Here is a 24,745-nt window from a genome sequence, read left to right on the forward strand (position 1 = left end):
GAGACGGCGTGTGCTGCGTCGGTCACGTCGTCATCTTGCCGTACGGATCGCCTCCCCCGCGGAGGTGGCACTGAGTGCCGCCAGCTCTCCCCAAAGGTGGCACCCGGGGATATCGTGGCGTCATCCGTCGTACACATCACGAGGAGCCGCCTGATGTCCGACCTCGACCCCGGCTTTGTACCTGGTCTCGAAGGAGTCGTCGCGTTCGAGACGGAGATCGCCGAACCGGACAAGGAGGGCGGCGCGCTGCGGTACCGGGGCGTCGACATCGAGGATCTGGTCGGCCACGTCTCGTTCGGCAACGTGTGGGGGCTGCTGGTCGACGGCGCCTTCAACCCCGGCCTGCCGCCCGCCGAGCCGTTCCCCATCCCGGTGCACTCCGGGGACATCCGCGTGGACGTCCAGTCGGCACTGGCCATGCTCGCGCCGGTGTGGGGGCTCAAACCGCTGCTGGACATCGATGCCGAGCAGGCGCGTGCCGACCTCGCCCGGGCCGCCGTGATGGCGCTGTCCTACGTCGCCCAGTCCGCGCGCGGGCAGGGGCTGCCGATGGTGCCGCAGCGGGAGATCGACAAGGCGCAGTCGGTCGTCGAGCGGTTCATGATCCGCTGGCGCGGGGAGCCGGACCCGAAGCACGTGGCCGCCGTGGACGCCTACTGGACGTCGGCCGCGGAGCACGGGATGAACGCGTCGACGTTCACCGCGCGCGTGATCGCCTCCACGGGTGCCGATGTCGCCGCCGCGCTGTCCGGTGCCGTGGGTGCCATGTCCGGACCGCTGCACGGCGGGGCGCCGTCCCGGGTGCTCGGGATGATCGAGGAGATCGAGCGGACCGGGGACGCCGAGGCGTACGTCAGGCAGGCGCTGGACCGCGGTGAGCGGCTGATGGGGTTCGGGCACCGGGTGTACCGGGCCGAGGACCCCCGCGCGCGCGTGCTGCGTCGTACGGCTCGCGAGCTGGGGGCGCCCCGGTTCGAGATCGCGGAGGCCCTGGAAAAGGCGGCGCTGGCGGAGTTGCACGCGCGCCGGCCGGACCGGGTGCTCGCCACCAACGTGGAGTTCTGGGCGGCGATCGTGCTCGACTTCGCGGAGGTGCCGGCGCACATGTTCACGTCGATGTTCACGTGCGCGCGGACGGCCGGGTGGTCGGCGCACATCCTCGAGCAGAAGCGGACGGGGCGGCTGGTGCGGCCGTCCGCGCGGTATGTGGGGCCCGGCTCGCGGAGTCCGCAGGACATCGAGGGGTACGGGAGCATCGCCCACTGAAGGGAGTGCTTGAGGAGCGTGGGCGACTGCGGGCCGTTTGTGGCTGGTCGCGCAGTTCCCCGCGCCCCTGAAAACTCAAAGCAGGGCCTCGTCCAGCAGTACGGCCCACTGCGCCACGACCTTTTCACGGCGAGCGTGGTCGTCCGTGAGGAGATTCGCCAGGCCCAGGCCCCTCGCCATGTCCAGGAGGCCCTGGACCGTTTCCCGGACGCCCGGCTTCGATTCGTCCGCGCCCAGGAGGTCTACGGCGATCCGGTGGGTCTCCCGGCCCACCCTCGCCTCCAACTCCGTCACCTGGGGGCGCAGTTGCTCCTCGTTGGAGGCGGCGACCCACAGGTGGAGGGCGGCTCGGAAGAGGGGGCCCGTGTAGAGGTCGACCAAGGCGGAGATCACCGCTGTGCGGTCGTCCGCCGCGCCCTGCGGGAACAGGGCGCGCAGGGCCGTGGAGCGTTCCTCCGCCACGTATGCGACGGCGGCCGTGAAGAGGTCCTCCCTCGTCGGGAAGTGGTGCTGGGCGGCGCCCCGGGAGACCCCGGCGTGTTCGGCGACCACGGTGACCGTGGAGCCGGCCCAGCCGTGTTCGGCGAGGCAGGCCACGGCGGCTTCGAGGAGGCGCTGCCGGGTGGCCCGGCTGCGGTCCTGCTTCGGCACGCGGTCGGCCCGGTCGCCGATCGTGGTCACACCACCCATGAGGGATCCCGTCGTTCCAGGAAGGCTGTCATCCCCTCGCGCGCGTGCGGGGAGGCGAACAGCCGGGCCGAGAGCGCGGTCAGGTCGGCCGCGTCCCGGTCGAAGGTCTCCAGCACCCTAGCGGTGAGCAGCCGTTTCGTCTCGGCCAGGGCCTCGGGGGCGGCCCGGCGCAGACCGTCCAGGATCGGTTCGAGTACGGCGTCCACGTCGTCGCCCGCCGCCGTCACCAGACCGATGCGGGCCGCCTCGGCCGCGTCGAAGCGCTCGCCGGTGAGGTAGTGGCGGGCGAGGGCGCGGGGGTCGGTGCGGGGCAGCAGGGTCAGTGAGATGACCGCGGGGGCGACCCCGATCCGTACCTCGGTGAAGGCGAACGTCGACCGCGTGGACGCGGCGGCGATGTCGCAGGCGGCGAGGAGGCCGAGGCCGCCCGCGCGGACGTGCCCGGTGACGCGGGCGACGACCGGTTTGCGGAGTTCGACGATCTGGCGCAGGAGCCCGACCAGGGCGTCCGGGTCCGGGGGGTCCTTGAGGTCGGCGCCCGCTGAGAAGGTGGTGCCGGTGTGGGTGAGGACGATCGCGCGGACGGTGTCGTCCTCGGCGCAGTCCGCCAGCGCGGCGGACAGCTCCCCCACCAGCGTGGCCGACAGGGCGTTGCGGTTGTGCGGGGAGTCGAGGGCGAGGGTCTCCACACCGCGTGCGCTGCCGCGGGCGATCGGTGTCATGTGCGCTCCCTGAGCTGTCGTCGCAGGATCTTGCCGGAGGCGGCCCGGGGCACGGAGTCGGTGAAGGTGACCTGGCGGACGCGTTTGTAGGGGGCGACGCGTTCGGCGACGTACATCATGACCTCGCCCTCGGAGAGGTCGCTCGCGGTGGGCTGGCGGACGACGAAGGCGTGCGGGACCTCGTTGCCCTGGTCGTTGTAGACGCCGATGACGGCCGCGTCGGCGATGCCGGGGTGGGTGAGCAGGAGGGCCTCCAGTTCGGCGGGGGCCACCTGGAAGCCCTTGTACTTGATGAGCTCCTTGACCCGGTCGACGACGAAGAGCCAGCCGTCGGCGTCGACGTGGCCGACGTCCCCGGTGTGCAGCCAGCCGTCGGCGTCGATCATGGCGGCGGTGTCGTCGGGGCGGCCGAGGTAGCCCTTCATGATCTGCGGGCCGCGGATGAGGATCTCGCCGGCCTCGCCGGTGTCGAGGTCCTTGCCGGGGTCGTCGAGGGAGACGATCCGCATCTCGGTGCCGGCGATGAGCTTGCCGACGGTCCCCGGGGGCGCCTCGCGCATGGCGGACAGGGGGACGACGTGGGTGCCGGGCGAGAGTTCCGTCATGCCGTACGCCTGGCCGACGGGTGGCAGGCCGAGCCGGGCCGAACAGGCGGCGGCGAGCCGGGCGTCCAGCGGGGCGGCGGCGCTGACGAGGTAGCGCAGGGACGACAGGTCGTACTGCTCGACCAGCGGGTGCTTGGCGAGGGCGAGGACGATCGGCGGGGCCACGTACAGGCCGGTGATGCGGTGGTTCTGGATGGCCGCGAGGAAGGTCTCCAGGTCGAAGCGGGGCAGGACGACGACGCTCGCGCCGATGCGCAGGGGCGCGTTCATGAGGGCCGTGAGGCCGTAGATGTGGAAGAAGGGCAGGACCGCGAGGATGCGGTCCTCGGGGCCCGCCGACATCAGCGGCTGGAGCTGGGCGAGGTTGGTGGCGATCTGCCGGTGGGTGAGCATCACACCCTTGGGGGTGCCGGTGGTGCCCGAGGAGTACGGCAGGGCCGCCACGTCCGTCACCGGGTCGATGTCGACGTGCGGCTCGGGGGCCGTCGAGGCGAGCATGTCGATGAGGGAGCGGTGGCCGGGGGCGCTGTCGCAGACGAAGATCTCCCGTACCCCGCCCGCGAGTTCGGCGGCCCGGCGGGCGGTCTCCAGGAGCGGCGAGACGGTGACGATCCAGCGGGCCGCGCAGTCGGAGAGCTGCTTGGCGAACTCCTCGGCCGTGGCGAGCGGGTGCACGGTCGTCACGGAGGCGCCCGCGCGGGTGGCGGCGTAGAACGCGGTCGGGAAGGCGATCGTGTTGGGGCTGTGCAGGGCGAGCACGTCCCCCTTGGCGACGCCCGCCTCCGCGAGGCCCGCGGCGACCCGGCGGTGGAACCGGTCGAGCTGTGCGTACGTGAGGGTGGTGCCGTCGGTGCCGTCGATCAACGCGGGCGCGTCCCCGAACTCGGGGGCGCGCGCCAGCACGGCGTCGTGGATGGGCAGTTCTACGGGCTGGACGTCTGCGTACTCGCTGCGGAACACGGTTCCTCCAAGACGGCCTTCCAGGACGGCCTAGTACGACTTGGGCAGGCCCAGGGTCTGGTGGGAGACGTAGTTGAGAATCATCTCCCTGCTGACCGGTGCGATACGAGCCACGCGCGCGGCCGTTATCAGCGAGGCGATCCCGAACTCCTTGGTGAGGCCGTTGCCGCCGAGGGTGTGGACGGCCTGGTCCACGGCCTTCACACACGCCTCCCCCGCGGCGTACTTGGCCATGTTGGCGGCCTCTCCCGCGGCCACGTCGTCGCCCGCGTCGTAGAGGTGGGCGGCCTTCTGTGTCATCAGGCGGGCGAGTTCGAGGTCGATGTGGGCCTGGGCGAGCGGGTGGGCGATGGCCTGGTGGGCGCCGATGGGGGTGTTCCACACCGTGCGGTCCTTGGCGTAGGTGATCGCCCGGGAGAGCGCGTAGCGGCCCATGCCGATCGCGAAGGCGGCCGTCATGACGCGTTCGGGGTTGAGGCCCGCGAAGAGCTGGAGCAGGCCCGCGTCCTCGTCCCCCACGAGCGCCTCGGCGGGCAGGCGCACGTCGTCGAGGGTGAGCTCGAACTGCTTCTCCTGGGCGGTCAGTTCCATCTCGATACGGCGCCTGCCGAAGCCCGGGGCGTCCCGGGGGACGATGAACAGGCAGGGCTTGAGGCGGCCGGTCCGGGCGTCCTCCGTACGTCCGACGATGAGGGTGGCGTCGGCGATGTCGACACCGGAGACGAACACCTTGCGGCCGGTCAGCAGCCAGTCGGCTCCGTCGCGGCGGGCCGTGGTGCTGATGCGGTGGCTGTTGGAACCGGCGTCGGGTTCCGTGATGCCGAAGGCCATCGTGCGGGTGCCGTCGGCGAGCGCGGGGAGCCACTCCTGCTTCTGGGCCTCCGTGCCGAAGCGGGCGATCACCGTGCCGCAGATGGCGGGGGACACGATCATCATCAGGAGGGGGGCGCCGGCCGCGCCGAGCTCTTCGAGGACGATGGAGAGTTCGGAGATTCCGCCGCCTCCTCCGCCGTACGCCTCCGGCAGGTTGACGCCCAGGTAACCGAGTTTGGCTGCCTCGGCCCAGAGTTGCTCCCGGTCGTAGTCGCGGCCGTGGCGTTTGCCGAGAGCGGCTACTGCTGCGCGGAGGGCTTTGTGCTCGTCCGTTTCGATCGTGGGCATGTGGCTCCTTCGTCGTGGCTGGTCGCGCAGTTGTCCGCGCCCTTAGGTGGGTTCCACTACTGCCAATAGAGAGCCGACCGTCACCTGTTGGCCGGGTACTGCCTGAAGTGCCGTGAGCGTGCCTGTCACAGGAGCCGTGATCCGGTGCTCCATCTTCATCGCCTCCAGCCACAGGAGGGGCTGGCCCGCCGCCACGGCGGCCCCCTCGGCCAGGCCGTCCGCGACGCGTACGACCGTGCCGGGCATGGGGGCCAGCAGCGAGCCGGGGGCCAGCTGGGCCTGCGGGTCCGGGAAGCGGGGCAGCGCCCTGAGGGCCGTGGCGCCGACGTAGACCTCGTCGCCGTACCGCGCCACCTCGAACGTCCGCCGCACGCCCGCCGCTTCGAGTACGACCCGGCCCGCGTCCGCGTGGACCACCCGGACCCCGTCCGCCTCCAGTCCCTTGTTCGTGTGGCGGTAGCGGACCTCGTGCTCCTCGCCGGCCATCGTGTAGCGCTTGGCCTGCGGGGACGAGTGCAGGTTGCGCCAGCCGCCGAAGCGGGAGCGTCCGACGGCGTCCGCGAGGGCCGCCGCCAGGGGGGCCAGCGGGTCCGGGGCGAGCTCGGTGAGTTCGGGCAGGTGCCGGTCGTAGAACCCGGTGTCCATGCGGGCCGTGGTGAACTCCTCGTGGCGCAGGGAGTTGACCAGCAGGTCCCGGTTCGTGGCCGGGCCGTGGATGGTCGCCCGCTCCAGCGCGCCCGCCAGTCTGCGGACCGCCTCCGCACGGGTCGGGGCGTGGGCGACGACCTTGGCGAGCATCGGGTCGTAGTGGACGCCGATGTCGTCGCCGCTCTCGTAGCCGGTGTCCAGGCGGACGGACGGGGGGACGGAGAAGCGGTGCAGGGTGCCGGTCTGCGGGGTCCAGTCCCGTGCCGGGTCCTCGGCGTACAGGCGGGCCTCGACCGCGTGGCCCCGCGGCTGCGGCGGCTCGTCGGGCAGGGCGGCGCCCTCCGCGACCCGCAGCTGCTCCGCCACCAGGTCCAGACCGAACACCGCCTCCGTCACCGGGTGTTCGACCTGGAGGCGGGTGTTCATCTCCAGGAAGTGGGCCTTGGTCCCGGAGACCAGGAACTCGACCGTGCCCGCGCCCACGTAGTCCACCGCGCGGGCCGCCCGTACCGCCAGCTCGTGCAGTTCCGCGGTGAGGCTCTCCGGGAGTCCGGGGGCGGGGGCCTCCTCGATCACCTTCTGGTGGCGGCGCTGGAGGGAGCAGTCGCGGGTGCCCAGGGCCCAGACCGTGCCGTGGGTGTCGGCGAGGATCTGGACCTCCACATGGCGGCCGTCCTCGACGTACGGCTCGACGAACACCTCTCCGTCGCCGAAGGCGCTCGCGGCCTCGGCGCGGGCGCTCTCCAGGGCGGCCGCCAGGTCCTCCGTGCGGCGCACGATCCGCATGCCGCGGCCGCCGCCGCCCGCCGCCGCCTTCACCAGCACCGGCAGGTCGGCCGGCGTCACGTCCCGCAGGGGTGCCAGGCCCATCAGTTCCTTGGCGCGGGTCTTGGACGCCATCGCCTCGATCGCGGACGGGGGCGGTCCGATCCAGGTCAGGCCCGCGTCCAGGACGGCCCGCGCGAAGTCGGCGTTCTCGGAGAGGAAGCCGTAGCCGGGGTGCACGGCGTCGGCGCCGGCGTCGAGCGCCGCCTTCACGATCAGGTCTGGGCGCAGGTAGGTGTCGGCGGGGGCCGCGCCCGGGAGCCGCACCGCCGTGTCGGCCACGCGCGTGTGGAGGGCGTTCGCGTCCGGGTCCGAGTACACGGCGACCGTCCGGATGCCGAGTTCGTGGCAGGTGCGGAAGATCCGGCAGGCGATCTCGCCCCGGTTGGCGACGAGCACAGAAGTGATCACTGAAGGGTTCCTCACATCCGGAAGACGCCGAAGCCGCCGCGTGCGCCCTCGTAGGGGGCGGTGTGGATCGCGGACAGGCACATGCCGAGGACCGTCCGGGTGTCGCGGGGGTCGATGACGCCGTCGTCGTAGAGCCGCCCGGACAGGAACATGGGCAGCGACTCGGACTCGATCTGCTGTTCCACCATGGCGCGCAGGGCGGCGTCGCCCTCCTCGTCGTACGGGCGGCCCTTCGCCGCGGCCGACTGGCGGGCCACGATGGAGAGCACGCCGGCCAGCTGCTGGGGGCCCATGACGGCCGACTTGGCGTTGGGCCAGGCGAACAGGAAGCGGGGGTCGTAGGCGCGGCCGCACATGCCGTAGTGGCCCGCGCCGTACGAGGCGCCCATGAGGACGGACAGATGCGGGACCCGCGAGTTGCTGACGGCGTTGATCATCATGGCGCCGTGCTTGATGATGCCGCCCTGCTCGTACTCCTTGCCGACCATGTAACCGGTGGTGTTGTGCAGGAAGAGCAGGGGGATGTCCCGCTGGTTCGCCAACTGGATGAACTGGGCCGCCTTCTGGGACTCCTCCGAGAACAGCACCCCCTGGGCGTTGGCCAGCACGCCGACCGGGTAGCCGTGCAGCGCCGCCCACCCGGTCACCAGGCTGGTCCCGTACAGCGGCTTGAACTCGTCGAAGTCGGAGGCGTCGACGATCCGGGCGATCACCTCGCGCGGGTCGAAGGGGGTCCTGAGATCGCCGGGGACGATGCCGAGGAGTTCCTCGGGGTCGTACTTGGGCGGCTCGGCCGGGCCCGGATCGCCGTATGCCTTGCGGTGGTTGAGGCGGGCCACGACCCGCCGGGCCTGCCTGAGCGCGTCCCGCTCGTCCACGGCGAAGTAGTCCGCGAGACCGGACACGCGCGCGTGCATCTCGGCCCCGCCGAGGGACTCGTCGTCGCTCTCCTCGCCGGTGGCCATCTTGACCAGGGGCGGGCCGCCCAGGAACACCTTGGCCCGCTCCTTGACCATGATCACGTGGTCGGACATGCCGGGGACGTAGGCGCCGCCGGCCGTCGAGTTGCCGAAGACGACGGCGACGGTCGGGATCCCGTCCGCCGACAGCCTGGTCAGGTCCCGGAAGACGGCCCCGCCCGGGATGAAGATCTCCTTCTGGGAGGGCAGGTCGGCGCCGCCGGACTCCACCAGGCTGATGCAGGGCAGCCGGTTGGCGAGGGCGATGTCGTTGGCCCGCAGGGCCTTCTTCAGCGACCAGGGATTGCTCGCACCGCCGCGCACGGTCGGGTCGTTGGCGGTGATCAGGCACTCCACGCCCTCGACGACGCCGATGCCGGTGACCAGGGAGGCGCCGACGGTGTAGTCGCTGCCCCAGGCGGCCAGCGGGGACAGCTCCAGGAAGGGCGTGTCGGGGTCGAGGAGCAGCTCGATCCGCTCCCGGGCGAGCAGCTTGCCTCGCTCACGGTGCCGTTGGACGTACTTCTCGCCGCCGCCCGCGAGCGCCTTCGCGTGCTCGGCGTCCAGTTCGGCGAGCTTGCCGAGCATGGTGTCGCGGTGGGCCCGGTAGTCGGGGCCGGTGGTGTCGAGGGTGGACTGAAGGATCGTCACAGCAGGGCCTCCGGGATGTCCAGGTGGCGGGAGCGCAGCCATTCGCCGAGGGCCTTGGCCTGCGGGTCGAAGCGGTGCTGGGCGGCGACGCCCTCGCCGAGGATTCCCTCGACGACGAAGTTCAGGGCGCGAAGGTGCGGGAGGGCGTGCCGGGTGACGGGCAAGTCGGCCGTCTCCGGCAGGAGTTCCCGCAGCCGCTCCACGGTGAGCGTGTGCGCGAGCCAGCGCCAGCCCTCGTCCGTGCGTGCCCACACGCCGACGTTGGCGTTTCCGCCCTTGTCCCCGCTGCGGGCCCCGGCAACGAGCCCGAGGGGGGCCCGCCGGGTCGGGCCGGACGGCGGGGGCTCGGGCAGGGGCGGTTCCGGCGGGTCCTCGAGTACGGCGGTCTCCCGGGCGGGGGCCACGGGAATCCGTCGTCCGTCGGCGAGGACGGCCACATGGTCCACGGCCCCCTGGGGGACGTACGCGTCCTCGAAGACGCCGTAGGGCGAGCCCTTCCCCGGTGGCGCCGACACATGGAACCCGGGGTAGCTCGCGAGGGCCAGTTCCACGGCGGCCCCGCTGAGCGCGCGCCCGACGGTCTCCTGGTCCGCGTCCCGGACGACCAGCCGCAGCAGGGCGCTTGCGGTCTCCTCCGTGCCGGCGTCCGGGCGGTCCGTGCGGACCAGGTCCCAGCGCACGTCGGTGACCTTGGCGAGGGCCGGCTCCAACTGCCGCCGCACCAGCGCGGCCTTGGCCTCGATGTCCAGGCCGGTCAGGACGAACGTGACCTCGTTGCGGAAGCCGCCGAGCCGGTTGAGGCCGACCTTGAGGGTGGGCGGCGGGGCCTCGCCGCGGACGCCGGAGATCCGGACGCGGTCGGGACCGTCCTGGGCAAGGCGGACCGTGTCGAGGCGGGCGGTGACGTCCGGTCCCGCGTACCGGGCGCCCTGTGTCTCGTACAGCAGTTGGGCCGTCACCGTGCCGACGTCCACGAAGCCGCCGGTGCCGGGGTGCTTGGTGATGACGGCGGTGCCGTCCTCGTGGATCTCGGCGAGGGGGAAGCCGGGCCTGCGCAGATCGTGCCCGCCCTCGGCGAAGAACGCGTAGTTCCCGCCGGTCGCCTGGGTCCCGCACTCCAGGACGTGCCCGGCGACGACGGCTCCCGCGAGGCGGTCGTACTCGGCCGGGCCCCAGCCGAAGTGGGCGGCGGCGGGCCCGGTGACCAGGGCCGCGTCCGTCACCCGGCCGGTCACGACCACGTCCGCGCCCTCGCGCAGACAGGCCGCGATGCCGAAGCCGCCGAGGTAGGCGTGGGCGGCGAGGCTGCCCGGGTACCGGGTGGTGAGGTCGTCGCCCTCGACATGCGCGACCCGCACGTCCAGGCCCAGCCGGTCCGCCAACTCCCTGACCTTCGCGGCGAGTCCGGCCGGGTTGAGGCCGCCCGCGTTGGCGACGATCCGGACTCCCCGCTCCCGCGCCAGGCCGAGCCCCTCCTCCAACTGCCGCAGGAACGTGCGGGCGTACCCCGCGGCCGGGTCCTTCAGCCGGTCCCGGCCCAGGATGAGCATGGTCAGCTCGGCGAGGTAGTCACCGGTGAGGACGTCGAGCTCGCCACCGGTGAGCATCTCGCGCAGGGCGTCGAAGCGGTCGCCGTAGAAGCCGGAGGCGTTGCCGACACGCAGAGGAGTCACCGCCCCGCCCCCTGGGCCGCGCGCCCCACGGGGGTCACCCCCGCGAGGGCGAGCCCGAGACCGAGCCGCCGACCGGGGCCCGCGCACTGGACGCCGGGCCCGGAGGGACCACCGCCATGACCGACCGCGTCACCCATACACCCACTCACGCGACCGCCCCCTTCGCCGCACGGCCCCCGCCGGGCGGGCCCGCGAAAGCCTGGGCGATGTCGAGCCAGCGGTTCGCGTCCTCGCCCTCGGCGTGCAGGGCGAGGTCGGCTCGGTGGGCTCGTTGGGTGACCAGGAGGCAGAAATCGAGGGCGGGGCCGGTGACGCGGTCGGTGGCGTTCTCGGGGCCGTAGGTCCACGACTCCCCGGACGGGGAGACGAGTTCGATGCGGAACTCCTCGAAGGGCGGGGTCAGTCCGTGCACACCGAAGGCGAAGTCGCGGGTGCGGACGCCGAGGCGGACGATGTGCCGGATCCGGTCGGTCGCCTCTCGGGTCACCCCCAACGCGTCCGCCACGTCCAGGCCGTGCGCCCAGGTCTCCATGAGGCGGGCGGTGGCCATGGAGGCGGTGGACATGGGCGGGCCGTACCAGGGGAAACGCGCACCCTCGGGGGCGTTGCGCAGGGCCTCGGCCAGGTCCTCGCGGCCCGCCCGCCAGTACGCGAGCAGTCGCGCCGGAGGCTTCCTGGCGCCCTCCGCCGCGCCCTCGTCCACGAAGTCCCCGGGTGCCGCGAGCGCCTTCTCGACCTCGCGGGAGAAGGCCTCCTGGTCGGTCACGGCGAGCAGGGAGGAGTGGTCGGTCCAGGCGAGGTGGGCGATCTGGTGGGCCACGGTCCACCCGGGGGCGGGGGTCGCGAGCGCCCACTGCTCGGCGCTCAACTCGGCCACGAGCCGGTCGAGTTCAGCGCTCTCCGCACACAGGTCGTCGATGACGGGCGTGGGGTCTGCCATGGGGCGAGGATGTCAGCGACCCAAGAAACAAGCAAGCGTGCTTGCATTTAATTTTCACGGGACGCGGGCACGGGCGCAGGTCGGCGTGGGCGCGCATATTGGGAAGCGGCCGCCTCGTTCCCCGCAGTACGGTCCCCCGGTGAGCGATATCGACGGTTACTTCGGGGAGTCCGTCGCGGCGATGTACGACGAGTCGGCGGCGGCGATGTTCACGGCGGAGGCGCTGGAGCCGGTCGTGGACCTGCTGGCAGAGCTCGCCGGTCAGGGGCGGGCCCTGGAACTGGGTGTCGGCACCGGGCGGGTCGCGTTGCCGCTGGCGGCGCGCGGGGTGGAGGTGCACGGGATCGAGCTGTCCGCAGCGATGGCGGAGCGGCTGCGGGCCAAGCCGGGCGGTGAGGCGGTCGGGGTGACGATCGGGGACTTCTCGACGACCCGGGTGCCCGGCAGCTTCTCGGTCGCCTACCTGGTCTTCAACACGATCATGAACCTGACGACCCAGGACGCCCAGGTGGACTGCTTCCGCAACGTCGCCGACCATCTGGAGCCGGGCGGCACGTTCGTCGTCGAGGTCATGGTCCCCCAGTTGCGGAAGCTGCCGCCCGGGCAGAACGCCGTGCCCTTCCACGTCGGCGACGGCCGCCTCGGCTTCGACACCTACGACACCGCCACCCAGGCGATGGCCTCGCATCACGTCAGCGTCGAGGACGGCCGGGGCACCTTCCGGTCGATCCCCTTCCGGTACGTGTGGCCGGCGGAACTGGACCTCATGGCGAGGCTGGCCGGGATGCGGCTGCGGGACCGGTGGGCCGACTGGAAGCGCGCCCCCTTCACCGGCGACAGCGAGTCCCACGTCTCCGTGTGGGAGAAGCCGGCGGACTGACCGGCCGGTCGGCCCCTCGTGGCCCGCGGCGCGAGTCGACGTCGTACGGCGTCCGAGGGCACCGCTTCCCGGGCCGCGCTGTCGCCTCCGCGCAGGGCCGCCGGACCGGCGCGGCCGGCCGCCGGTCCCGGCTCCCGCACGGGCGGTCGGACGAGCCGTGCGGGTCGAGGGCGCCCCCCGATCGGACCGCCACGACGAGGCGGCAGCGGGGTACGCCCGGCGAGGACGGCGAAGGCCCTGCCGACCGCGCCTGGGTCAGGGCGTGGCCGCCTTGCCGCGGCCCACCTGCGTCCGCACCGCTCCCATGCTCGCCACGATCACCAGCGCGACGGCCAGGGCCTGGAGGGCGGACAGGGACTGGCCGAGGATCAGGAAGCCGGCGAGGGCGGCCAGACCGGGCTCCAGGCTCATGAGGACCGCGAAGGTGGAGGCGGGCAGGCGGCGCAGGGCGAGGAGTTCGAGGGTGTAGGGCAGGACGGAGGACATCACGGCCACCGCCGCGCCGAGGGCCACGGTCACCGGGTCGAGCAGCCTGCTGCCGGACTCCACGGCGCCGAACGGCAGGAAGGCCAGCGCGCCGACCGCCATCGCCAGGGCGAGCCCGTCGGCCTGCGGGAAGCGGCGCCCGGTACGCGCGCTGAAGACGATGTACGCCGCCCACATCGCCCCCGCGCCCAGCGCGAAGGCCACGCCCAGCGGGTCGAGGGCGCCGAAGTCCCCGCCGCCGAGGAGGAAGACGCCGGTGAGGGCGAGCGCGGCCCACAGGAGGTTGACCGCGCGGCGGGAGGCGAGCACCGAGAGGGCGAGCGGTCCGAGGACCTCCAGGGTGACCGCGGCGCCGAGCGGGATGCGGTCGACGGCCTGGTAGAAGAGGCCGTTCATCGCGGCCATGGCGAGACCGAAGACGACGACCGTGCCCCAGTCGGCGCGGGAGTGGCCGCGCAGCCGCGGGCGGCACACCACGAGCAGCACGACTGCGGCGGCCAGCAGCCGCAGGGTCACCACTCCGAGCGCACCGGCCCTCGGCATGAGAGTCACGGCCAGCGCCGCGCCGAACTGCACGGAGACACCGCCGGCGAGGACCAGTCCGACGGGGCCGAGGGAGCCGAGGCGACGGGGGCCGCCGGTGGGCGTCGTGGCGACCGGGAGCGAGGAGGACAGGTCGGTGCTGGGGGCGGTCACGGGGCTTCCAGGAGGTCGATTCGAGGACTACTGTTCATCACGCTGCACTGCACAGTCCAGGTTAGTGGACTTCGTCAGGTGCGTAAACCCGTTATACGACTGTCTCAGCGCCGCACCATGAACACGTCGACCGGGTCCTCGATCTCGACGACGAAGCCGTGCCGCTCGTAGAGCCGCCTGGCCGCGCTGCCCTGGAGGACGTTCAGCCGGACCGGTCCGCCGTCGGCGTCGGTGCGGGCGAGCAGGGTGCGCAGGACGGCCGAGCCCAGGCCGCGGCCCTGGAGTGCCGGGTCGACGAAGAAGTGCTCAAGCCACAGTCCGTCCTCGGCCGGGCGCAGCGCGACACAGCCCGCGAAGCGGCCGTCGGCCACGATGACCGACAGGTGTTCGGCGACGAAGGCGTCCCGGAACCGCTGCCGCACCCGCCGCTCGTCGAACCGGCCCAGCCGCTCCAGGTCGGGCCGCATCACCACGGCCCGCAGTTCGGCTATCGGCTCGACGTCGGCCGGGGTCGCGGGGCGCAGCGTCCAGGTGCTCGTGTCCATGGCCGGAGTCTGTCAGGACGGGTCGCCCCTGCCGTCGCGCGGCCCGAAGGCGGCCAGCGCCTCCGTGTCCGTCACCCGCGCGTGCAGGTACAGGTCGGCCCACTCGGCGATCCGCGGGTACCCGCACTCCGCGACCAGCCGTGCCACGGCCGCCGGGATGTCGTACGGGGTCACCCGTAGGTCCGTGCCGGGCCCCAGCAGGCACCAGTGGGCGCCGGCGCGGCCGTACGGCATGCCGACGCTGCCGGGGTTGACGACCAGGCGGCCGTGGGCGAGACGGACGTACGGCATGTGGGTGTGGCCGCAGACGACCGTACGGACGCTCCCGGGGACGTCCGCGAGCACCTCCGCCCAGCGGTCGGGGCGGGAGTCGACCAGAACGACCTCCTCGTCGTCGCGCGGGGTGGCGTGGCAGAGGAGGACCTCGCCGAGGCCGCGGACGGTGAGGGTGCGGGTGGCGGGGAGCGAGGCGAGGAAGTCGACGTCCGCAGCGGTGAGCCGGCCCGCGGCATAGGGGCCGATCGGGTCGGGGATCTCCGTCCGCTCGCCCCTGCGGTACTCGACGAGTTCGCGGTCCGCGTTGCCCGCGACCCACAGCACCCGCTCCCCCAGGCTCCTCAACACGTCGAGCACTTCGGTGGGTTGGGGGCCCGCGGTGATGTCTCCGGTCAGCACGATCCGGTCGGCGGCGACCACGTCGGGCTCGGCGAGGACGGCTTCCAGGGCGGGCAGGACCCCGTGGATGTCGGAGAGGACGGCGATACGGTCGTAGGCGGGCATGGGGTCGAGTCTGCACCGGACCCACGGTCGTTCCGGGGCATCCGCGGGAGCATGCGGCCACTCCCGGAGCCGACCGCCGACCCACCGGGGCGCCCGGCGCCGAGAGCGCGCCGGCCGTCAGAGGGCCCGGTGCGTCCCGCACCCCGCGTCTCACCGGACGGACTACGTTTCGACCAGGTTTCCCCAGCGGCTACGCTCCCCTCGTGGCTGAGATCCAGATTCCCGCTGACATCAAGCCCGCCGACGGTCGATTCGGCGCGGGCCCCTCCAAGGTGCGGACGGAAGCGCTGGACGCGCTGGCCGCGACCGGTACCTCCCTGCTCGGCACCTCCCACCGCCAGGCCCCGGTGAAGAACCTGGTCGGCCAGGTGCGCGAGGGGATCTCCGAGCTGTTCTCGCTGCCCGAGGGCTACGAGGTCGTCCTCGGCAACGGCGGCTCCACCGCCTTCTGGGACGTGGCGACGCACGGCCTGATCGAGAACAAGTCGCAGCACCTGACGTTCGGCGAGTTCTCGTCGAAGTTCGCGAAGGCGTCCAAGCTGGCCCCCTGGCTGGCCGAGCCCACCGTCGTCTCCTCCGATCCCGGCACCCACCCGGAGCCGCGGGCCGAGGAGGGCGTCGACGTGTACGCGTTCACGCACAACGAGACGTCGACGGGTGTCGCGGCCCCGATCAAGCGGGTCGCGGGCGCGGACGAGGGGTCCCTGGTCCTGGTGGACGCGACGAGCGGCGCCGGCGGCCTCCCGGTCGACATCGCCGAGACGGACGTCTACTACTTCGCCCCGCAGAAGTCCTTCGCCTCCGACGGCGGCCTGTGGATCGGCGTGTTCTCCCCGGCCGCGATCGAGCGCGCCGAGCGGATCCACGCCTCCGGCCGCCACATCCCGGAGTTCTTCTCGCTGCCCACGGCGATCGACAACTCCCGCAAGAACCAGACGTACAACACCCCGGCGCTCGCCACCCTCTTCCTGCTGAACCAGCAGCTGGAGTGGATCAACGGCCAGGGCGGCCTCGCCTGGTCGACGGCCCGCACCAAGGACTCCTCGACCCGCCTCTACACCTGGGCGGAGGAGTCCAAGCACGCCACGCCGTTCGTCACCGACGCGGCCAAGCGCTCCCAGGTCATCGGCACGATCGACTTCTCGGACGAGATCGACGCCGCCGCGGTCGCCAAGGTGCTGCGCGCCAACGGCATCGTCGACACCGAGCCCTACCGCAAGCTCGGCCGCAACCAGCTCCGCGTCGCGATGTTCCCGGCGATCGACCCCGCGGACGTCGAGGCGCTCACCCGGTGCATCGACTACGTGATCGAGAAGCTCTGATCACTCCGGTACGACAGTGAGGGGCGCCCGGTGCACACCGGGCGCCCCTCGTCGTCCGTCAGCTCGCGGTCAGCCGCGGAAGCCGAGCAGACCGTGCAGCGTGCCGCCGGGCACCGAAGCGGCCGGGGCGGACGCGCCCGTCAGGGCCGAGGCCTTCGCCGGCTGGGCCTCCAGCGGCTTCGGGTCGGGCAGCTTCCGGCAGACCGCGTCGGCGGTGCCGTGGCCGCGCGGGACCGTGCCGTCGGTCAGGTACCTCGCCAGGTACTTGTCGAGACAGGCGTTGCCGCTCAGCGAGATGCCGTGGTTGCCGCCGCCCTGCTCGACGACCAGGCTGGAGTGCTTGAGCAGGCGGTGGACGGCGACACCGCCCTCGTACGGGGTGGCCGCGTCGTCGGTCGCCTGGAACAGCAGCACCGGCGGGAGCTTGGCGTTGGCGACGTTCACCGGCTTCAGCGACTTGGTGGGCCAGAACGCGCACGGTGCGTTGTACCAGGCGTTGTTCCAGGCGTTGAAGGGCGCCTTCCTGTAGACCGCCCAGTTGTCCTTCTGCCACTGCTTCCAGTCGCGCGGCCAGGCGGCGTCACGGCACTGCACGGCCGCGTAGACGCTGTAGCCGTTGTCGCCGGAGGGGTCGATCGCGGCGAAGTTCTGGTACGCCTCGACCAGCGGCTCGGCGTTCTTGTCGTTGACGTACGCGGCGAACGCGTCGGCCAGGTAAGGCCAGTAGCCGTTGTAGTAGCCGCCGGGCAGGAAGGTGTCCTCCAGCTCGGCCGCGCCCACCTTGCCGCCGGCCGGCTTCTTCGCCAACTCGGCCTGCATGGCGTACCACTTGGCCTCGACGCGGGCCGGATCCGTGCCGAGCCCGTACGTCGAGTCGTACTTGGCGATCCACGCCATGAGCGCCTTGTGGCGGGCGTCGAAGGCGTAGTCCTGCCCGATGTTGTCGTCGTACCAGACGCCGTGCGGGTTGACGATGGAGTCGAGGACCAGTCGGCGCACCCGGCTCGGGAAGAGCTTGGCGTAGACCTGGCCCAGGTAGGTGCCGTACGAGTAGCCGAAGTAGTTGATCTTCTTGGCGCCGAGGGACGCGCGGATCGCGTCCATGTCCTTCACGGCGCTGATCGTGTTGATGTACGGCAGCACGTCGGCGTACTTGCGGCCGCAGGCGGCGGCGAAGGACTTGGCGCGCTCCAGGTTGGCCTTCTCGATCGCGGGCGTGCTCGGGACGCTCGGCGGACGGACCGGGTTGAAGTAGCCCGGCACGCAGTCGAGGGCGGGCTTGCTCGCGCCCACGCCGCGCGGGTCGAAGCCGATGACGTCGTACTGGGCGGCGACCGCCTCGGGCAGGTTCGAGGCCACGAACCCGGCGAGCGTGAGACCGCTGCCGCCGGGGCCGCCCGGGTTGACCAGCAGCGGGCCCTGGTACTTCTTCGCGGTGTGCGGGACCCGGGACAGGGCCAGCGTTATCTGGCGCCCCTTCGGTTTGGCGTAGTCGAGCGGCACCTTCACCGACCCGCACTCCAGGGTCGGGTAGTCGTCGGTGCCGCACTTCTTCCAACTGACCTTCGTCACCGCCTGGGCGGGGGCCGCGGTGCGGGACGTACCGGCCTCGGCGGGGACGGCCGTGACGGCTCCCGCCAGGACGACGGTCGCACCGCACAGCACAACTGCGCTTCTTCTCATGACGCCGCATCCTGTCGAATAAGTCTTCGGATGAGAAACGTCTGAGCGAAAGATTTGAAACTCCTTTGATCCGGAGGCACTTGGCCCGTGCCAGGTGCCTCCGGCACCGCATCCCGCAGGTCTCACGCAGCCGTGCAGCTCACACTCGGCACACCCCCGCCCCCGGGCGCGCCCCCGAACCCGAAGCTCGCCGAACCGCCCACCGCCACCGTCCCGTTGTGCGCGGCGTTGCCCGCGGTCACGGTCGAGCCGGTCTGGGTGTACGACGCGTTCCACATGGAGGTGACCTTCTGGTTGCCCGGCCAGGTCCAGGTCACCTTCCAGGAGGAGAGGGCGGTCGACCCCGTGTTGGTCACCTTGACCTCGGCGTTGAAGCCGCCGCCCCAGTCGCTGCTGACCGTGTAGGCGGCGGTGCAGGCCGCCGTGCCCCCGCCCGGGCCGCCGGGGTCGGTCCCGCCGCCCGAGCCGGGGAAGCCCGGCGCCTTGACGCTCGCGAGGTACCCGTCCTTCACGGTGTCCACGGTCTGCCAGTCGTCCTTCAGGATGCCGCCCGTGTCACCGGAGTTGGGGTTCCAGGACCAGTAGGTCCAGTGGAAGGAGTCGGCGCCGTACGTCGAGGTCGGGCGCAGGTAACTCACCAGCGCGGCGAGCCACTTCTGGTCCACGGCCGACTGGAGCGTGGTGCCGAACTCGCCCACCCACACCGGAGCGATGTTCTGCTTGAAGATGTAGCCCCAGTACTTGTCCCAGATCCCCGGCATGTTGGCGGGGAACGCCGGGTCGCTGAACCAGCTCTGCTGGGCCACGCTGGTCGCGTAGTCGTGGGCGGAGTACACGACCCGGTTCGCGACGTCGAGCTGCACGGGGTACTGGGCGACGCCCATCAGGTTGCCGCCCCACCAGCCCGAGACGCCGTTGACGGTCTGCACACCCTCGACGAAGATCAGCAGCTCGGGGTTGACGGACAGCACCGCGTTCCCGGCCCGCTGGGCGGCCAGCCGCCAGTCCGTGGCGGTGTCCCCGCAGCCCCAGCAGGCCGGGTCGTGGGGTTCGTTGTGCAGGTCGATGCCCACGACCGTGCTCTGGCCCTTGTAACGCGCCGCGATTGCCTTGAGGTCGGCTATCCACGTCGACTCCGGGACGGCGGCCGTGTACCAGAGCGCCGACTGGCCGGCGGAGTCCGGGCGGTGCCGGTCGAGGATGACCTTGAGGCCGTCCTGGCCGGCGTACGACACGATCCGGTCCAGGACGCCGAGCGAGTTCAGGCCCTGGAGGTCGGCGTTCTTGCCGCCGGAGAAGTCGATGCTGTTCGGGACGGCACCCGACTTGAAGATGTCGTCGCTGAACGGGATGCGGATCGTGTTGTACCCCAGCGACTTCATCTGGTCGATCATGGACTTGTAGTCGCGGGACCAGAGGCCGTGAACGACCAGGTTGCTGGTCTCGAAGCCGAACCAGTTGATGCCGGCGATCCGGACCGGCTGCCCGGAGGCGTCCAGGATCTGGCGGCCGCTGGTGTGCCAGTAGCCGACGCCGGCCGACTCGGCGGCGTCGGCCGTCTGGAGACCTGTGGCCCCCAGCGGCACCAGGAGAGCCGCCGCCACCGTGCACAGCGCTCTTCGCAAGCTGCGGAACATGTTCGCTGCTTCCTCTCGGGAGGCGCGGGCCCGGAACATGATGGGAGCGCTCCCATCGCCCTGCACCTCCCATGGAAGTCAGGTCACATGGACACGTCAAGACCGCTGACGTCACCTGGTGCGGGCGACGTCACCGGCTGAGCTTCCGGAACCTGCGCACCGCCAGCGGCAGGAAGACCGCCGTCAGCACCACGGGCCACACCCCCGCCATCAGCAGGGCGTGCTGCTCGACCCAGGAGTCCCCGCCGCCCACCGGCGTCCCGAACAGGTCACGGGTGGCCGCGGCCGTCGAGGAGATCGGGTTCCACGCGGCCACCGCGCCCAGCCAGTCGGGCATCAGCTGCGGCGCCACGAAGATGCTGGAGATCATCGTGAGCGGGAAGGCGACCGCGAACAGGCCGCCCGCCGCCTCCGGGTTGGGGACCATCAGGCCGAGCCACACCCCGATCCAGATCAGCGCGAACCGCAGCCACAGCAGCAGTCCGAAGGCGGCGAGGAAACCGAACCCGCCGTCGGGCCGCCAGCCCATGGCCACCGCGGTGAGCATCATGATCGCCAACTCGGCGCAGGCGACCAGCAGATCGGTCACCCCGCGCCCCGCGACCACCGCGGAGGAGGCCATCGGCATCGAGCGGAACCGGTCGATCACGCCCTTCGTCGCGTCGTACACCACCAGCGTCGCGGTGTTGATGAACCCGAAGGCCATCGTCATCACGAACATGCCCGGCATCAGGAAGTCCTTGTAGTCCCCGCCGCCGGGCACCCGCATGGCACTGCCGAAGACATAGCCGTAGAGCAGCACGGAGAGGATCGGGAAGCCCAGCTGCCAGGCGATGTTGACCGGCTGGCGCTGGTAGTGGGTGAGTCCGCGGCGGACGATGTTCCAGACGTCGGCGAGGACCCAGTAGGTGCGGCCGTGAGTGGTCTCCAGCGTGCTCATGCCGCCGACTCCTTCTCCGTGCGGTGTCCGGTCAGGCGCAGGAACACGTCGTCGAGGCTCGGCCTGCGCAGTCCGATGTCCTCGACCCTCACCCCCTCGTCCTGGAGGGTGCGGGCCACCTCGGTGAGCGCGGAGACCCGGTCGACCACGGGTGCGTGCACCCGCAACTCCCCCTCGTCCGACTCCGGTTCGCCGTCGGAGACCCGGGCGACGACCTTCACCACGCGCGGGATGTCCGCCCGCTCGGCGACCACGACCTCGACCCGGTCACCGCCGATCCGGTCCTTGAGACCGTCCGGGGTGTCGTCGGCGATGGCCCGGCCCTGGTCGATGACGGTGACGCGGGAGGCGAGCCTGTCGGCCTCCTCCAGGTACTGCGTGGTCAGCAGGACCGTGGTGCCGCCCGCCACCAACGCCCGTACGGACTCCCACACTTCGCCACGGCTGCGCGGGTCGAGTCCCGTCGTCGGCTCGTCGAGGAAGAGCACGGCGGGCGCGAGGATCATGGAGGCGGCGAGGTCGAGGCGGCGCCGCATGCCGCCGCTGTACTTGCCCACGCCCTTGTCGGCGGCGTCGGTGAGGTCGAACTGCTCCAGGAGCTCGCCGGCCCGCCGCTTGGCCCGCCTGCCGCCGAGGTGGAACAGCCGGCCGAACATCTCCAGGTTCTGCCGGCCGGTGAGGACCTCGTCCACGGCCGCGTACTGCCCGGTGAGACCGATCCTCGACCGCACCTCGCGTCCCTGCCGGACCACGTCCAGTCCCGCGACGGTGGCCCGGCCGCCGTCCAGCCGGATCAGCGTGGACAGGATGCGGACCGCCGTGGTCTTGCCCGCGCCGTTCGGCCCGAGCAGGCCGTGCACGGTGCCCTCGCGGACGGCGAGGTCGAAGCCGTCCAGCGCGCGTTTCTCGCCGTAGCGCTTCTCCAGGCCCTCGGCGCGCACGGCGAATCCGTCGTCGGTCATGGTGCCCCCTTCACTCCGTAACTGAGTACACCGTACCCGATTGCGCGTACGCTGTACTCAGTTTTTCGCCGGAACTAAGCTGCCCCCATGACGAGCAGCGGCGAGACCAGTGGCAGCGGGGACATCGTCCGCACGCTCGAACTGCTGTGGGACGGCGGACCGCGCCCCAGCCGGGGCCCGAAACCCGGTCTGACGCTGGACCGGATCGTGGAAACGGCCGTCCGGATCGCGGACGAGGAGGGGTTCGACGCGGTCTCGATGCGGCGGATCGCCGCCGAGCTCGGCACCGGCGCGATGTCGCTGTACCGGTACGTCCCCGGCAAGGCCGAGCTGCTCGACCTGATGCTCGACCGCGTCCAGCGCCCCTCGGAGAACCCGGCCGACCTCGGCGACGGCACCTGGCGCTCGGCCCTGGAGGCCATGGCCCGCGCCACGCTCGCCCTCTACACCCGGCACCCCTGGCTGCTCGGCGTCAACCAGGCCCGGCCGCTGCTCGGCCCGAGCGCGCTGGACGGCATGGAGAAGATACTGGGCCTGATCCGGCCGATGGGCCTGACCGACCCGGAGCTGGTGTCGGCGGTCATCATGGTCGACGGGTACGTCGTCGGGGCCGCGCGCACCCAGGTCTACCAGCGGGAGGCGGAGCGTACGTCGGGCATGACGACGGCGGACTTCTTCGCGGCCCAGGCGCCGTTCCTGGAGAAGGTCATGGCCACCGGCCGTTACCCGGTTCTCGGCTCCCTCGCCGAGGACACCTGGAGCCCCGGGTTCGACCACTTCGAGTTCGGCTTGCAGCGGATATTGGACGGCCTTGAGGTGTTCGTGGCCGGCCGGCGGGGGGACTCAGGAACGGCGGAATAGGCGTCGGAGTCCGAAGAAGGCGACGACCGCCCCGAGGGCGAGGGCGCCGATCTTGACGGTGCCGCCGGAGTCCCCGCCGCCGTCGCCTCCGGACGCCGAGGGGCTTCCGCTGTCCGAGGACGACCCGGACCCGCCGTCGCCGGGCGCGTCCTGCGCCTCCACCTCGCTGTCGGCGCCCTCCATGCCGAGCAGGAGCTTGGTCCCGTCCGGCGAGTAGGAGACGGACTCACCCTGTCCGAGCGGCACGCTGAGGCGCCCGCCGCGCTTGAGGTCGCCGCCGTTCCAGTCGTACCAGATGCCGCCGAAGTACCCGCGTACGGCGAGCTGCCGGCCGTCCGGCGAGAACGCGGCGTCGGTGGCCCACAGGTCGACGGCCTTGACGGGCTTGAAGACGTTGGTCCCGGAGGGCGAGAGGGTGGCGGGCCCCGCGTAGAGGTGCCCGCCGTCCTCCTGCTTGTCGATGATGTAGACGCGCCCGGTCTTCGGGTGGACGACCATCGACTCGGCGTCGCGCGAGCCGTCGGTGTACTTCACGACGTACTGGGTGGCCTTGACCGACTGGTCCTTCAGGTCCTTCGGCTCGGGCAGCTTGTAGATCCACACGTAGGGCCAGGTGACCCCGTCGTTGTCGCCGATGTCACCGACCCAGATCTGGTTGTCGGGCCCGACGGAGACGGCTTCGACGTCCCTCGGGGTGCCCACGCCCGTCATGGTGATCCTGGCGACGGTCTTCCCGGTGGCGCTGTCCACGGCGTACAGGTACGCGCCGGTGTCCTGGTCGTTGTGGGTCCAGTAGATCCCCGGGTGCTGCCGGGAGGCGGCGAGCCCGCTGGACTCGGTGATCCGGGGGTCGCTGATGGTGAAGCCCCGGTCCCCCTTCCCGTCCCCGTCGGCGGCGGAGGCGGGCACGACCACGGGCAGGGTGAAGCCGCCCAGGAACAGGACCCCGACGAACACGGCAAAGGATCGACGCATGCCCCAAGCCTGCCATCCCCTCCGGGGGTTGGGCGGGGTGGGACGGCTGGGGGAAGGGATCGCGGGTGCGGCTCGGGCTCGGGTGGGTTGAGAGGCGGAGGGTCGGCGGGCCGGGGTCGAGACGGACGGTGGAGGTGGGCCGGGGGGGAGCAGGGGTTCGGCGGTCGGGGTGGGGCCGGGGGGTGGGGGGCCGGAGGAGCTGAGGCGCGGGGGGCCGGAGGCTTGGGGGTCGCAGAAGCTGAAGCGTGGCAGGCCGGAGGGCTGGGGGTCGCAGAAGCTGAAGCGTGGCAGGCCGGAGGGCTGGGGGTCGCAGAAGCTGAAGCATCGGAGGCCGGAGGCCGGAGGGCTGGGGGCCCCAGAAGCTGAAGCGCGGGAGGCCGGACGGCTGGAGTGCCCCAGAAGCTGAAGCGTCGGCGGCCGGAGGGAAAGCGGCCCCCTGGTTCCGTGACCACCTCGGCCTCGGCGCGGAGGGGTACGGGACGCCAGGTTCTGCTCGGTGGCCCGGCCGTCGGCCAGGCAGAGCGGTGGGGTTCGTGCCGTCGAGCGGCTGGGGTGGGCGCGGTCGCGAGGTCATGAGACGGGGTGACGGAGGAGCCGCGGGACCAGAGGCCCGGCCACGAGAGCGGACCCCGGCACGGCGGGCCGGGACCGCCCCGCCGGGTGGGCGCGGGCAGGAGGGGCAGGAAGCCCCGCACTGGCTCGTCCGCCGGTGCCGGCGCGGGCGTGGGCGGACTCACACGCCGGAGCGGGTCTCGATGATCCATCATGAGCGGATGCTCAGATTCATGCCGGTCGGTGACTCGATGACGATCGGAAGCGCGGGGGAGCACACCTGGCGGTACCGGATGTGGCGGCACCTGCGGGACAGCCACGGCGGTCCCTTCGCCCTCGTGGGACCGCGCGAGACGCTGTACGACAAGGCGGCCGACGCTCCGACCTCGTACGACTACGCCGATCCCGACTTCCCCCGGGCCCACCTGGCCGGCTGGGGCGAGGGCTGGGTTCACATGGCCCCGCTGATCGAGGAGGCGGTACGGGCCCACCACGCGGACGTGCTCCTGGTCTCGCTCGGCCTGATCGACCTGGGCTTCTACACGAACGCGGAACAGACCGCGGAGAACGTCCGCGCCTTCGTCGCCGGGGCCCGCCGGGCCAACCCCCGGATCAGGATGGCCGTCCTCCCGGTGATCCCCAACGTCCGGGCGGAGACCGACCCGCCCTTCGCCACGGAGGTCACCCGCTTCAACGAGCTCCTGGCCAAGGTGATCGCCGACCTGGACGAGCCCCGCTCCCCTCTGCTGCCGGCATCGCCCCCGTCGTCGTACGACATCAGTCACGACACCTACGACGGCACCCACCCGAACGCGAGCGGCGAGCACAAGATCGCGGCGGCCTTCGGGGAGGCCATGTACCAGGCGTGGGGCCTCGGCGAGCCCTACGACGCCGGCTGACGGGCCTGCGCCTCGG

Annotated in this window: 21 protein-coding genes; 5 read left to right on the plus strand and 16 right to left on the minus strand. The window is 72.0% G+C overall.

All coding sequences use genetic code 11. The features are described 5' to 3' along the window. Positions 1 to 153 precede the first annotated feature (153 nt). Positions 154 to 1,266, plus strand: a complete 1,113-nt coding sequence (locus tag ACIQJT_RS27655; RefSeq protein WP_365452176.1) for a citrate synthase 2 — start codon at positions 154 to 156, stop codon at positions 1,264 to 1,266. Between the two features lie 75 nt (positions 1,267 to 1,341). Here the strand turns inward: ACIQJT_RS27655 and ACIQJT_RS27660 are convergent, their stop codons facing one another. The 8 genes from ACIQJT_RS27660 to ACIQJT_RS27695 form a co-directional block, all read right to left on the minus strand. Continuing rightward, positions 1,342 to 1,956: a TetR/AcrR family transcriptional regulator gene (locus tag ACIQJT_RS27660; protein ID WP_402647952.1), complete on the minus strand. Its 615-nt coding sequence runs from the start codon at positions 1,954 to 1,956 to the stop codon at positions 1,342 to 1,344. After that, positions 1,944 to 2,678, minus strand: coding sequence for an enoyl-CoA hydratase family protein (locus ACIQJT_RS27665; RefSeq protein ID WP_402647954.1), 735 nt, complete (start codon positions 2,676 to 2,678; stop codon positions 1,944 to 1,946). The genes ACIQJT_RS27660 and ACIQJT_RS27665 overlap by 13 nt, the downstream gene beginning before the upstream one ends. Continuing rightward, the gene (locus ACIQJT_RS27670; protein WP_402647957.1) at positions 2,675 to 4,243 is read right to left on the minus strand and encodes a 4-coumarate--CoA ligase family protein; all 1,569 of its coding nucleotides are present in this window, start codon (positions 4,241 to 4,243) and stop codon (positions 2,675 to 2,677) included. The genes ACIQJT_RS27665 and ACIQJT_RS27670 overlap by 4 nt, the downstream gene beginning before the upstream one ends. Positions 4,244 to 4,273: 30 nt before the next feature. Further along, a complete protein-coding gene (locus ACIQJT_RS27675) occupies positions 4,274 to 5,404 on the minus strand; it encodes an acyl-CoA dehydrogenase family protein (RefSeq protein ID WP_365452184.1) in 1,131 nt (376 codons plus the stop codon). A gap of 42 nt (positions 5,405 to 5,446) precedes the next feature. Next, positions 5,447 to 7,288 carry a biotin carboxylase N-terminal domain-containing protein gene (locus tag ACIQJT_RS27680; protein WP_402647960.1) on the minus strand — a complete coding sequence of 614 codons (1,842 nt, stop codon included), beginning with the start codon at positions 7,286 to 7,288 and terminating at the stop codon, positions 5,447 to 5,449. Between the two features lie 11 nt (positions 7,289 to 7,299). Continuing rightward, positions 7,300 to 8,940: an acyl-CoA carboxylase subunit beta gene (locus ACIQJT_RS27685; RefSeq protein ID WP_402647963.1), complete on the minus strand. Its 1,641-nt coding sequence runs from the start codon at positions 8,938 to 8,940 to the stop codon at positions 7,300 to 7,302. After that, positions 8,895 to 10,571: an acyclic terpene utilization AtuA family protein gene (locus tag ACIQJT_RS27690; RefSeq protein WP_402647967.1), complete on the minus strand. Its 1,677-nt coding sequence runs from the start codon at positions 10,569 to 10,571 to the stop codon at positions 8,895 to 8,897. The genes ACIQJT_RS27685 and ACIQJT_RS27690 overlap by 46 nt, the downstream gene beginning before the upstream one ends. Positions 10,572 to 10,716: 145 nt before the next feature. Further along, on the minus strand, positions 10,717 to 11,511 hold the full coding sequence (locus ACIQJT_RS27695) for a TIGR03084 family metal-binding protein (RefSeq protein WP_402647969.1): 795 nt from the start codon (positions 11,509 to 11,511) through the stop codon (positions 10,717 to 10,719). A 139-nt stretch (positions 11,512 to 11,650) separates the two neighbouring features. Between ACIQJT_RS27695 and ACIQJT_RS27700 the strand changes: the two genes are divergently transcribed. Beyond that, positions 11,651 to 12,391, plus strand: coding sequence for a class I SAM-dependent DNA methyltransferase (locus ACIQJT_RS27700; protein WP_402647972.1), 741 nt, complete (start codon positions 11,651 to 11,653; stop codon positions 12,389 to 12,391). A gap of 255 nt (positions 12,392 to 12,646) precedes the next feature. On the opposite strand, the gene ACIQJT_RS27705 is transcribed toward ACIQJT_RS27700, so the two are convergent. From ACIQJT_RS27705 to ACIQJT_RS27715, 3 genes are all read right to left on the minus strand, one after another. Then, on the minus strand, positions 12,647 to 13,573 hold the full coding sequence (locus ACIQJT_RS27705; RefSeq protein ID WP_365452196.1) for an EamA family transporter: 927 nt from the start codon (positions 13,571 to 13,573) through the stop codon (positions 12,647 to 12,649). A 104-nt stretch (positions 13,574 to 13,677) separates the two neighbouring features. After that, positions 13,678 to 14,118 carry a GNAT family N-acetyltransferase gene (locus ACIQJT_RS27710; RefSeq protein ID WP_402647975.1) on the minus strand — a complete coding sequence of 147 codons (441 nt, stop codon included), beginning with the start codon at positions 14,116 to 14,118 and terminating at the stop codon, positions 13,678 to 13,680. Positions 14,119 to 14,130: 12 nt separating this feature from the next. Continuing rightward, positions 14,131 to 14,898, minus strand: a complete 768-nt coding sequence (locus ACIQJT_RS27715) for a metallophosphoesterase family protein (RefSeq protein WP_402647978.1) — start codon at positions 14,896 to 14,898, stop codon at positions 14,131 to 14,133. Between the two features lie 203 nt (positions 14,899 to 15,101). On the opposite strand from ACIQJT_RS27715, the gene serC reads away from it, so the two are divergent. Further along, the gene (serC, locus tag ACIQJT_RS27720; protein WP_365452200.1) at positions 15,102 to 16,220 is read left to right on the plus strand and encodes a phosphoserine transaminase; all 1,119 of its coding nucleotides are present in this window, start codon (positions 15,102 to 15,104) and stop codon (positions 16,218 to 16,220) included. Positions 16,221 to 16,289: 69 nt separating this feature from the next. Here serC and ACIQJT_RS27725 read toward each other — a convergent pair whose 3' ends face one another. From ACIQJT_RS27725 to ACIQJT_RS27740, 4 genes are all read right to left on the minus strand, one after another. Beyond that, on the minus strand, positions 16,290 to 17,903 hold the full coding sequence (locus ACIQJT_RS27725; protein ID WP_402647982.1) for an alpha/beta hydrolase: 1,614 nt from the start codon (positions 17,901 to 17,903) through the stop codon (positions 16,290 to 16,292). A 122-nt stretch (positions 17,904 to 18,025) separates the two neighbouring features. Further along, on the minus strand, positions 18,026 to 19,540 hold the full coding sequence (locus ACIQJT_RS27730; protein ID WP_402647985.1) for a cellulase family glycosylhydrolase: 1,515 nt from the start codon (positions 19,538 to 19,540) through the stop codon (positions 18,026 to 18,028). A 130-nt stretch (positions 19,541 to 19,670) separates the two neighbouring features. Further along, positions 19,671 to 20,480, minus strand: a complete 810-nt coding sequence (locus tag ACIQJT_RS27735) for an ABC transporter permease (protein WP_053850230.1) — start codon at positions 20,478 to 20,480, stop codon at positions 19,671 to 19,673. Beyond that, the gene (locus ACIQJT_RS27740) at positions 20,477 to 21,442 is read right to left on the minus strand and encodes an ATP-binding cassette domain-containing protein (RefSeq protein ID WP_365452206.1); all 966 of its coding nucleotides are present in this window, start codon (positions 21,440 to 21,442) and stop codon (positions 20,477 to 20,479) included. The genes ACIQJT_RS27735 and ACIQJT_RS27740 overlap by 4 nt, the downstream gene beginning before the upstream one ends. A gap of 87 nt (positions 21,443 to 21,529) precedes the next feature. Here ACIQJT_RS27740 and ACIQJT_RS27745 point away from each other — a divergent pair, with 87 nt between their 5' ends. Continuing rightward, positions 21,530 to 22,303: a TetR/AcrR family transcriptional regulator gene (locus ACIQJT_RS27745; RefSeq protein WP_365452208.1), complete on the plus strand. Its 774-nt coding sequence runs from the start codon at positions 21,530 to 21,532 to the stop codon at positions 22,301 to 22,303. On the opposite strand, the gene ACIQJT_RS27750 is transcribed toward ACIQJT_RS27745, so the two are convergent. Beyond that, positions 22,286 to 23,278: a WD40 repeat domain-containing protein gene (locus ACIQJT_RS27750; RefSeq protein WP_365452210.1), complete on the minus strand. Its 993-nt coding sequence runs from the start codon at positions 23,276 to 23,278 to the stop codon at positions 22,286 to 22,288. The two genes, ACIQJT_RS27745 and ACIQJT_RS27750, sit on opposite strands and share 18 nt — an antisense overlap. 773 nt (positions 23,279 to 24,051) lie before the next feature. On the opposite strand from ACIQJT_RS27750, the gene ACIQJT_RS27755 reads away from it, so the two are divergent. Next, positions 24,052 to 24,729, plus strand: a complete 678-nt coding sequence (locus ACIQJT_RS27755; RefSeq protein WP_365452212.1) for an SGNH/GDSL hydrolase family protein — start codon at positions 24,052 to 24,054, stop codon at positions 24,727 to 24,729. Positions 24,730 to 24,745: the final 16 nt, after the last annotated feature.

Origin of the sequence: Streptomyces sp. NPDC091972 (genome assembly GCF_044756385.1) — a bacterium.
In the GTDB taxonomy this organism is placed as follows: Bacteria; Actinomycetota; Actinomycetes; order Streptomycetales; family Streptomycetaceae; genus Streptomyces.

Bases quoted from the DNA above. Each gene is read 5' to 3' on its own strand.
- ACIQJT_RS27725 (WP_402647982.1), bottom strand. From the start codon at position 17,903: ATGAGAAGAAGCGCAGTTGTGCTGTGCGGTGCGACCGTCGTCCTGGCG.
- ACIQJT_RS27715 (WP_402647978.1), bottom strand. From the start codon at position 14,898: ATGCCCGCCTACGACCGTATCGCCGTCCTCTCCGACATCCACGGGGTC.
- ACIQJT_RS27745 (WP_365452208.1), top strand. From the start codon at position 21,530: ATGACGAGCAGCGGCGAGACCAGTGGCAGCGGGGACATCGTCCGCACG.
- ACIQJT_RS27655 (WP_365452176.1), top strand. From the start codon at position 154: ATGTCCGACCTCGACCCCGGCTTTGTACCTGGTCTCGAAGGAGTCGTC.
- ACIQJT_RS27740 (WP_365452206.1), bottom strand. From the start codon at position 21,442: ATGACCGACGACGGATTCGCCGTGCGCGCCGAGGGCCTGGAGAAGCGC.
- ACIQJT_RS27665 (WP_402647954.1), bottom strand. From the start codon at position 2,678: ATGACACCGATCGCCCGCGGCAGCGCACGCGGTGTGGAGACCCTCGCC.
- ACIQJT_RS27660 (WP_402647952.1), bottom strand. From the start codon at position 1,956: ATGGGTGGTGTGACCACGATCGGCGACCGGGCCGACCGCGTGCCGAAG.
- ACIQJT_RS27695 (WP_402647969.1), bottom strand. From the start codon at position 11,511: ATGGCAGACCCCACGCCCGTCATCGACGACCTGTGTGCGGAGAGCGCT.
- ACIQJT_RS27685 (WP_402647963.1), bottom strand. From the start codon at position 8,940: ATGGCTGCGCTCCCGCCACCTGGACATCCCGGAGGCCCTGCTGTGACG.
- ACIQJT_RS27750 (WP_365452210.1), bottom strand. From the start codon at position 23,278: ATGCGTCGATCCTTTGCCGTGTTCGTCGGGGTCCTGTTCCTGGGCGGC.
- ACIQJT_RS27730 (WP_402647985.1), bottom strand. From the start codon at position 19,540: ATGTTCCGCAGCTTGCGAAGAGCGCTGTGCACGGTGGCGGCGGCTCTC.
- ACIQJT_RS27675 (WP_365452184.1), bottom strand. From the start codon at position 5,404: ATGCCCACGATCGAAACGGACGAGCACAAAGCCCTCCGCGCAGCAGTA.
- ACIQJT_RS27710 (WP_402647975.1), bottom strand. From the start codon at position 14,118: ATGGACACGAGCACCTGGACGCTGCGCCCCGCGACCCCGGCCGACGTC.
- ACIQJT_RS27735 (WP_053850230.1), bottom strand. From the start codon at position 20,480: ATGAGCACGCTGGAGACCACTCACGGCCGCACCTACTGGGTCCTCGCC.
- ACIQJT_RS27755 (WP_365452212.1), top strand. From the start codon at position 24,052: ATGCTCAGATTCATGCCGGTCGGTGACTCGATGACGATCGGAAGCGCG.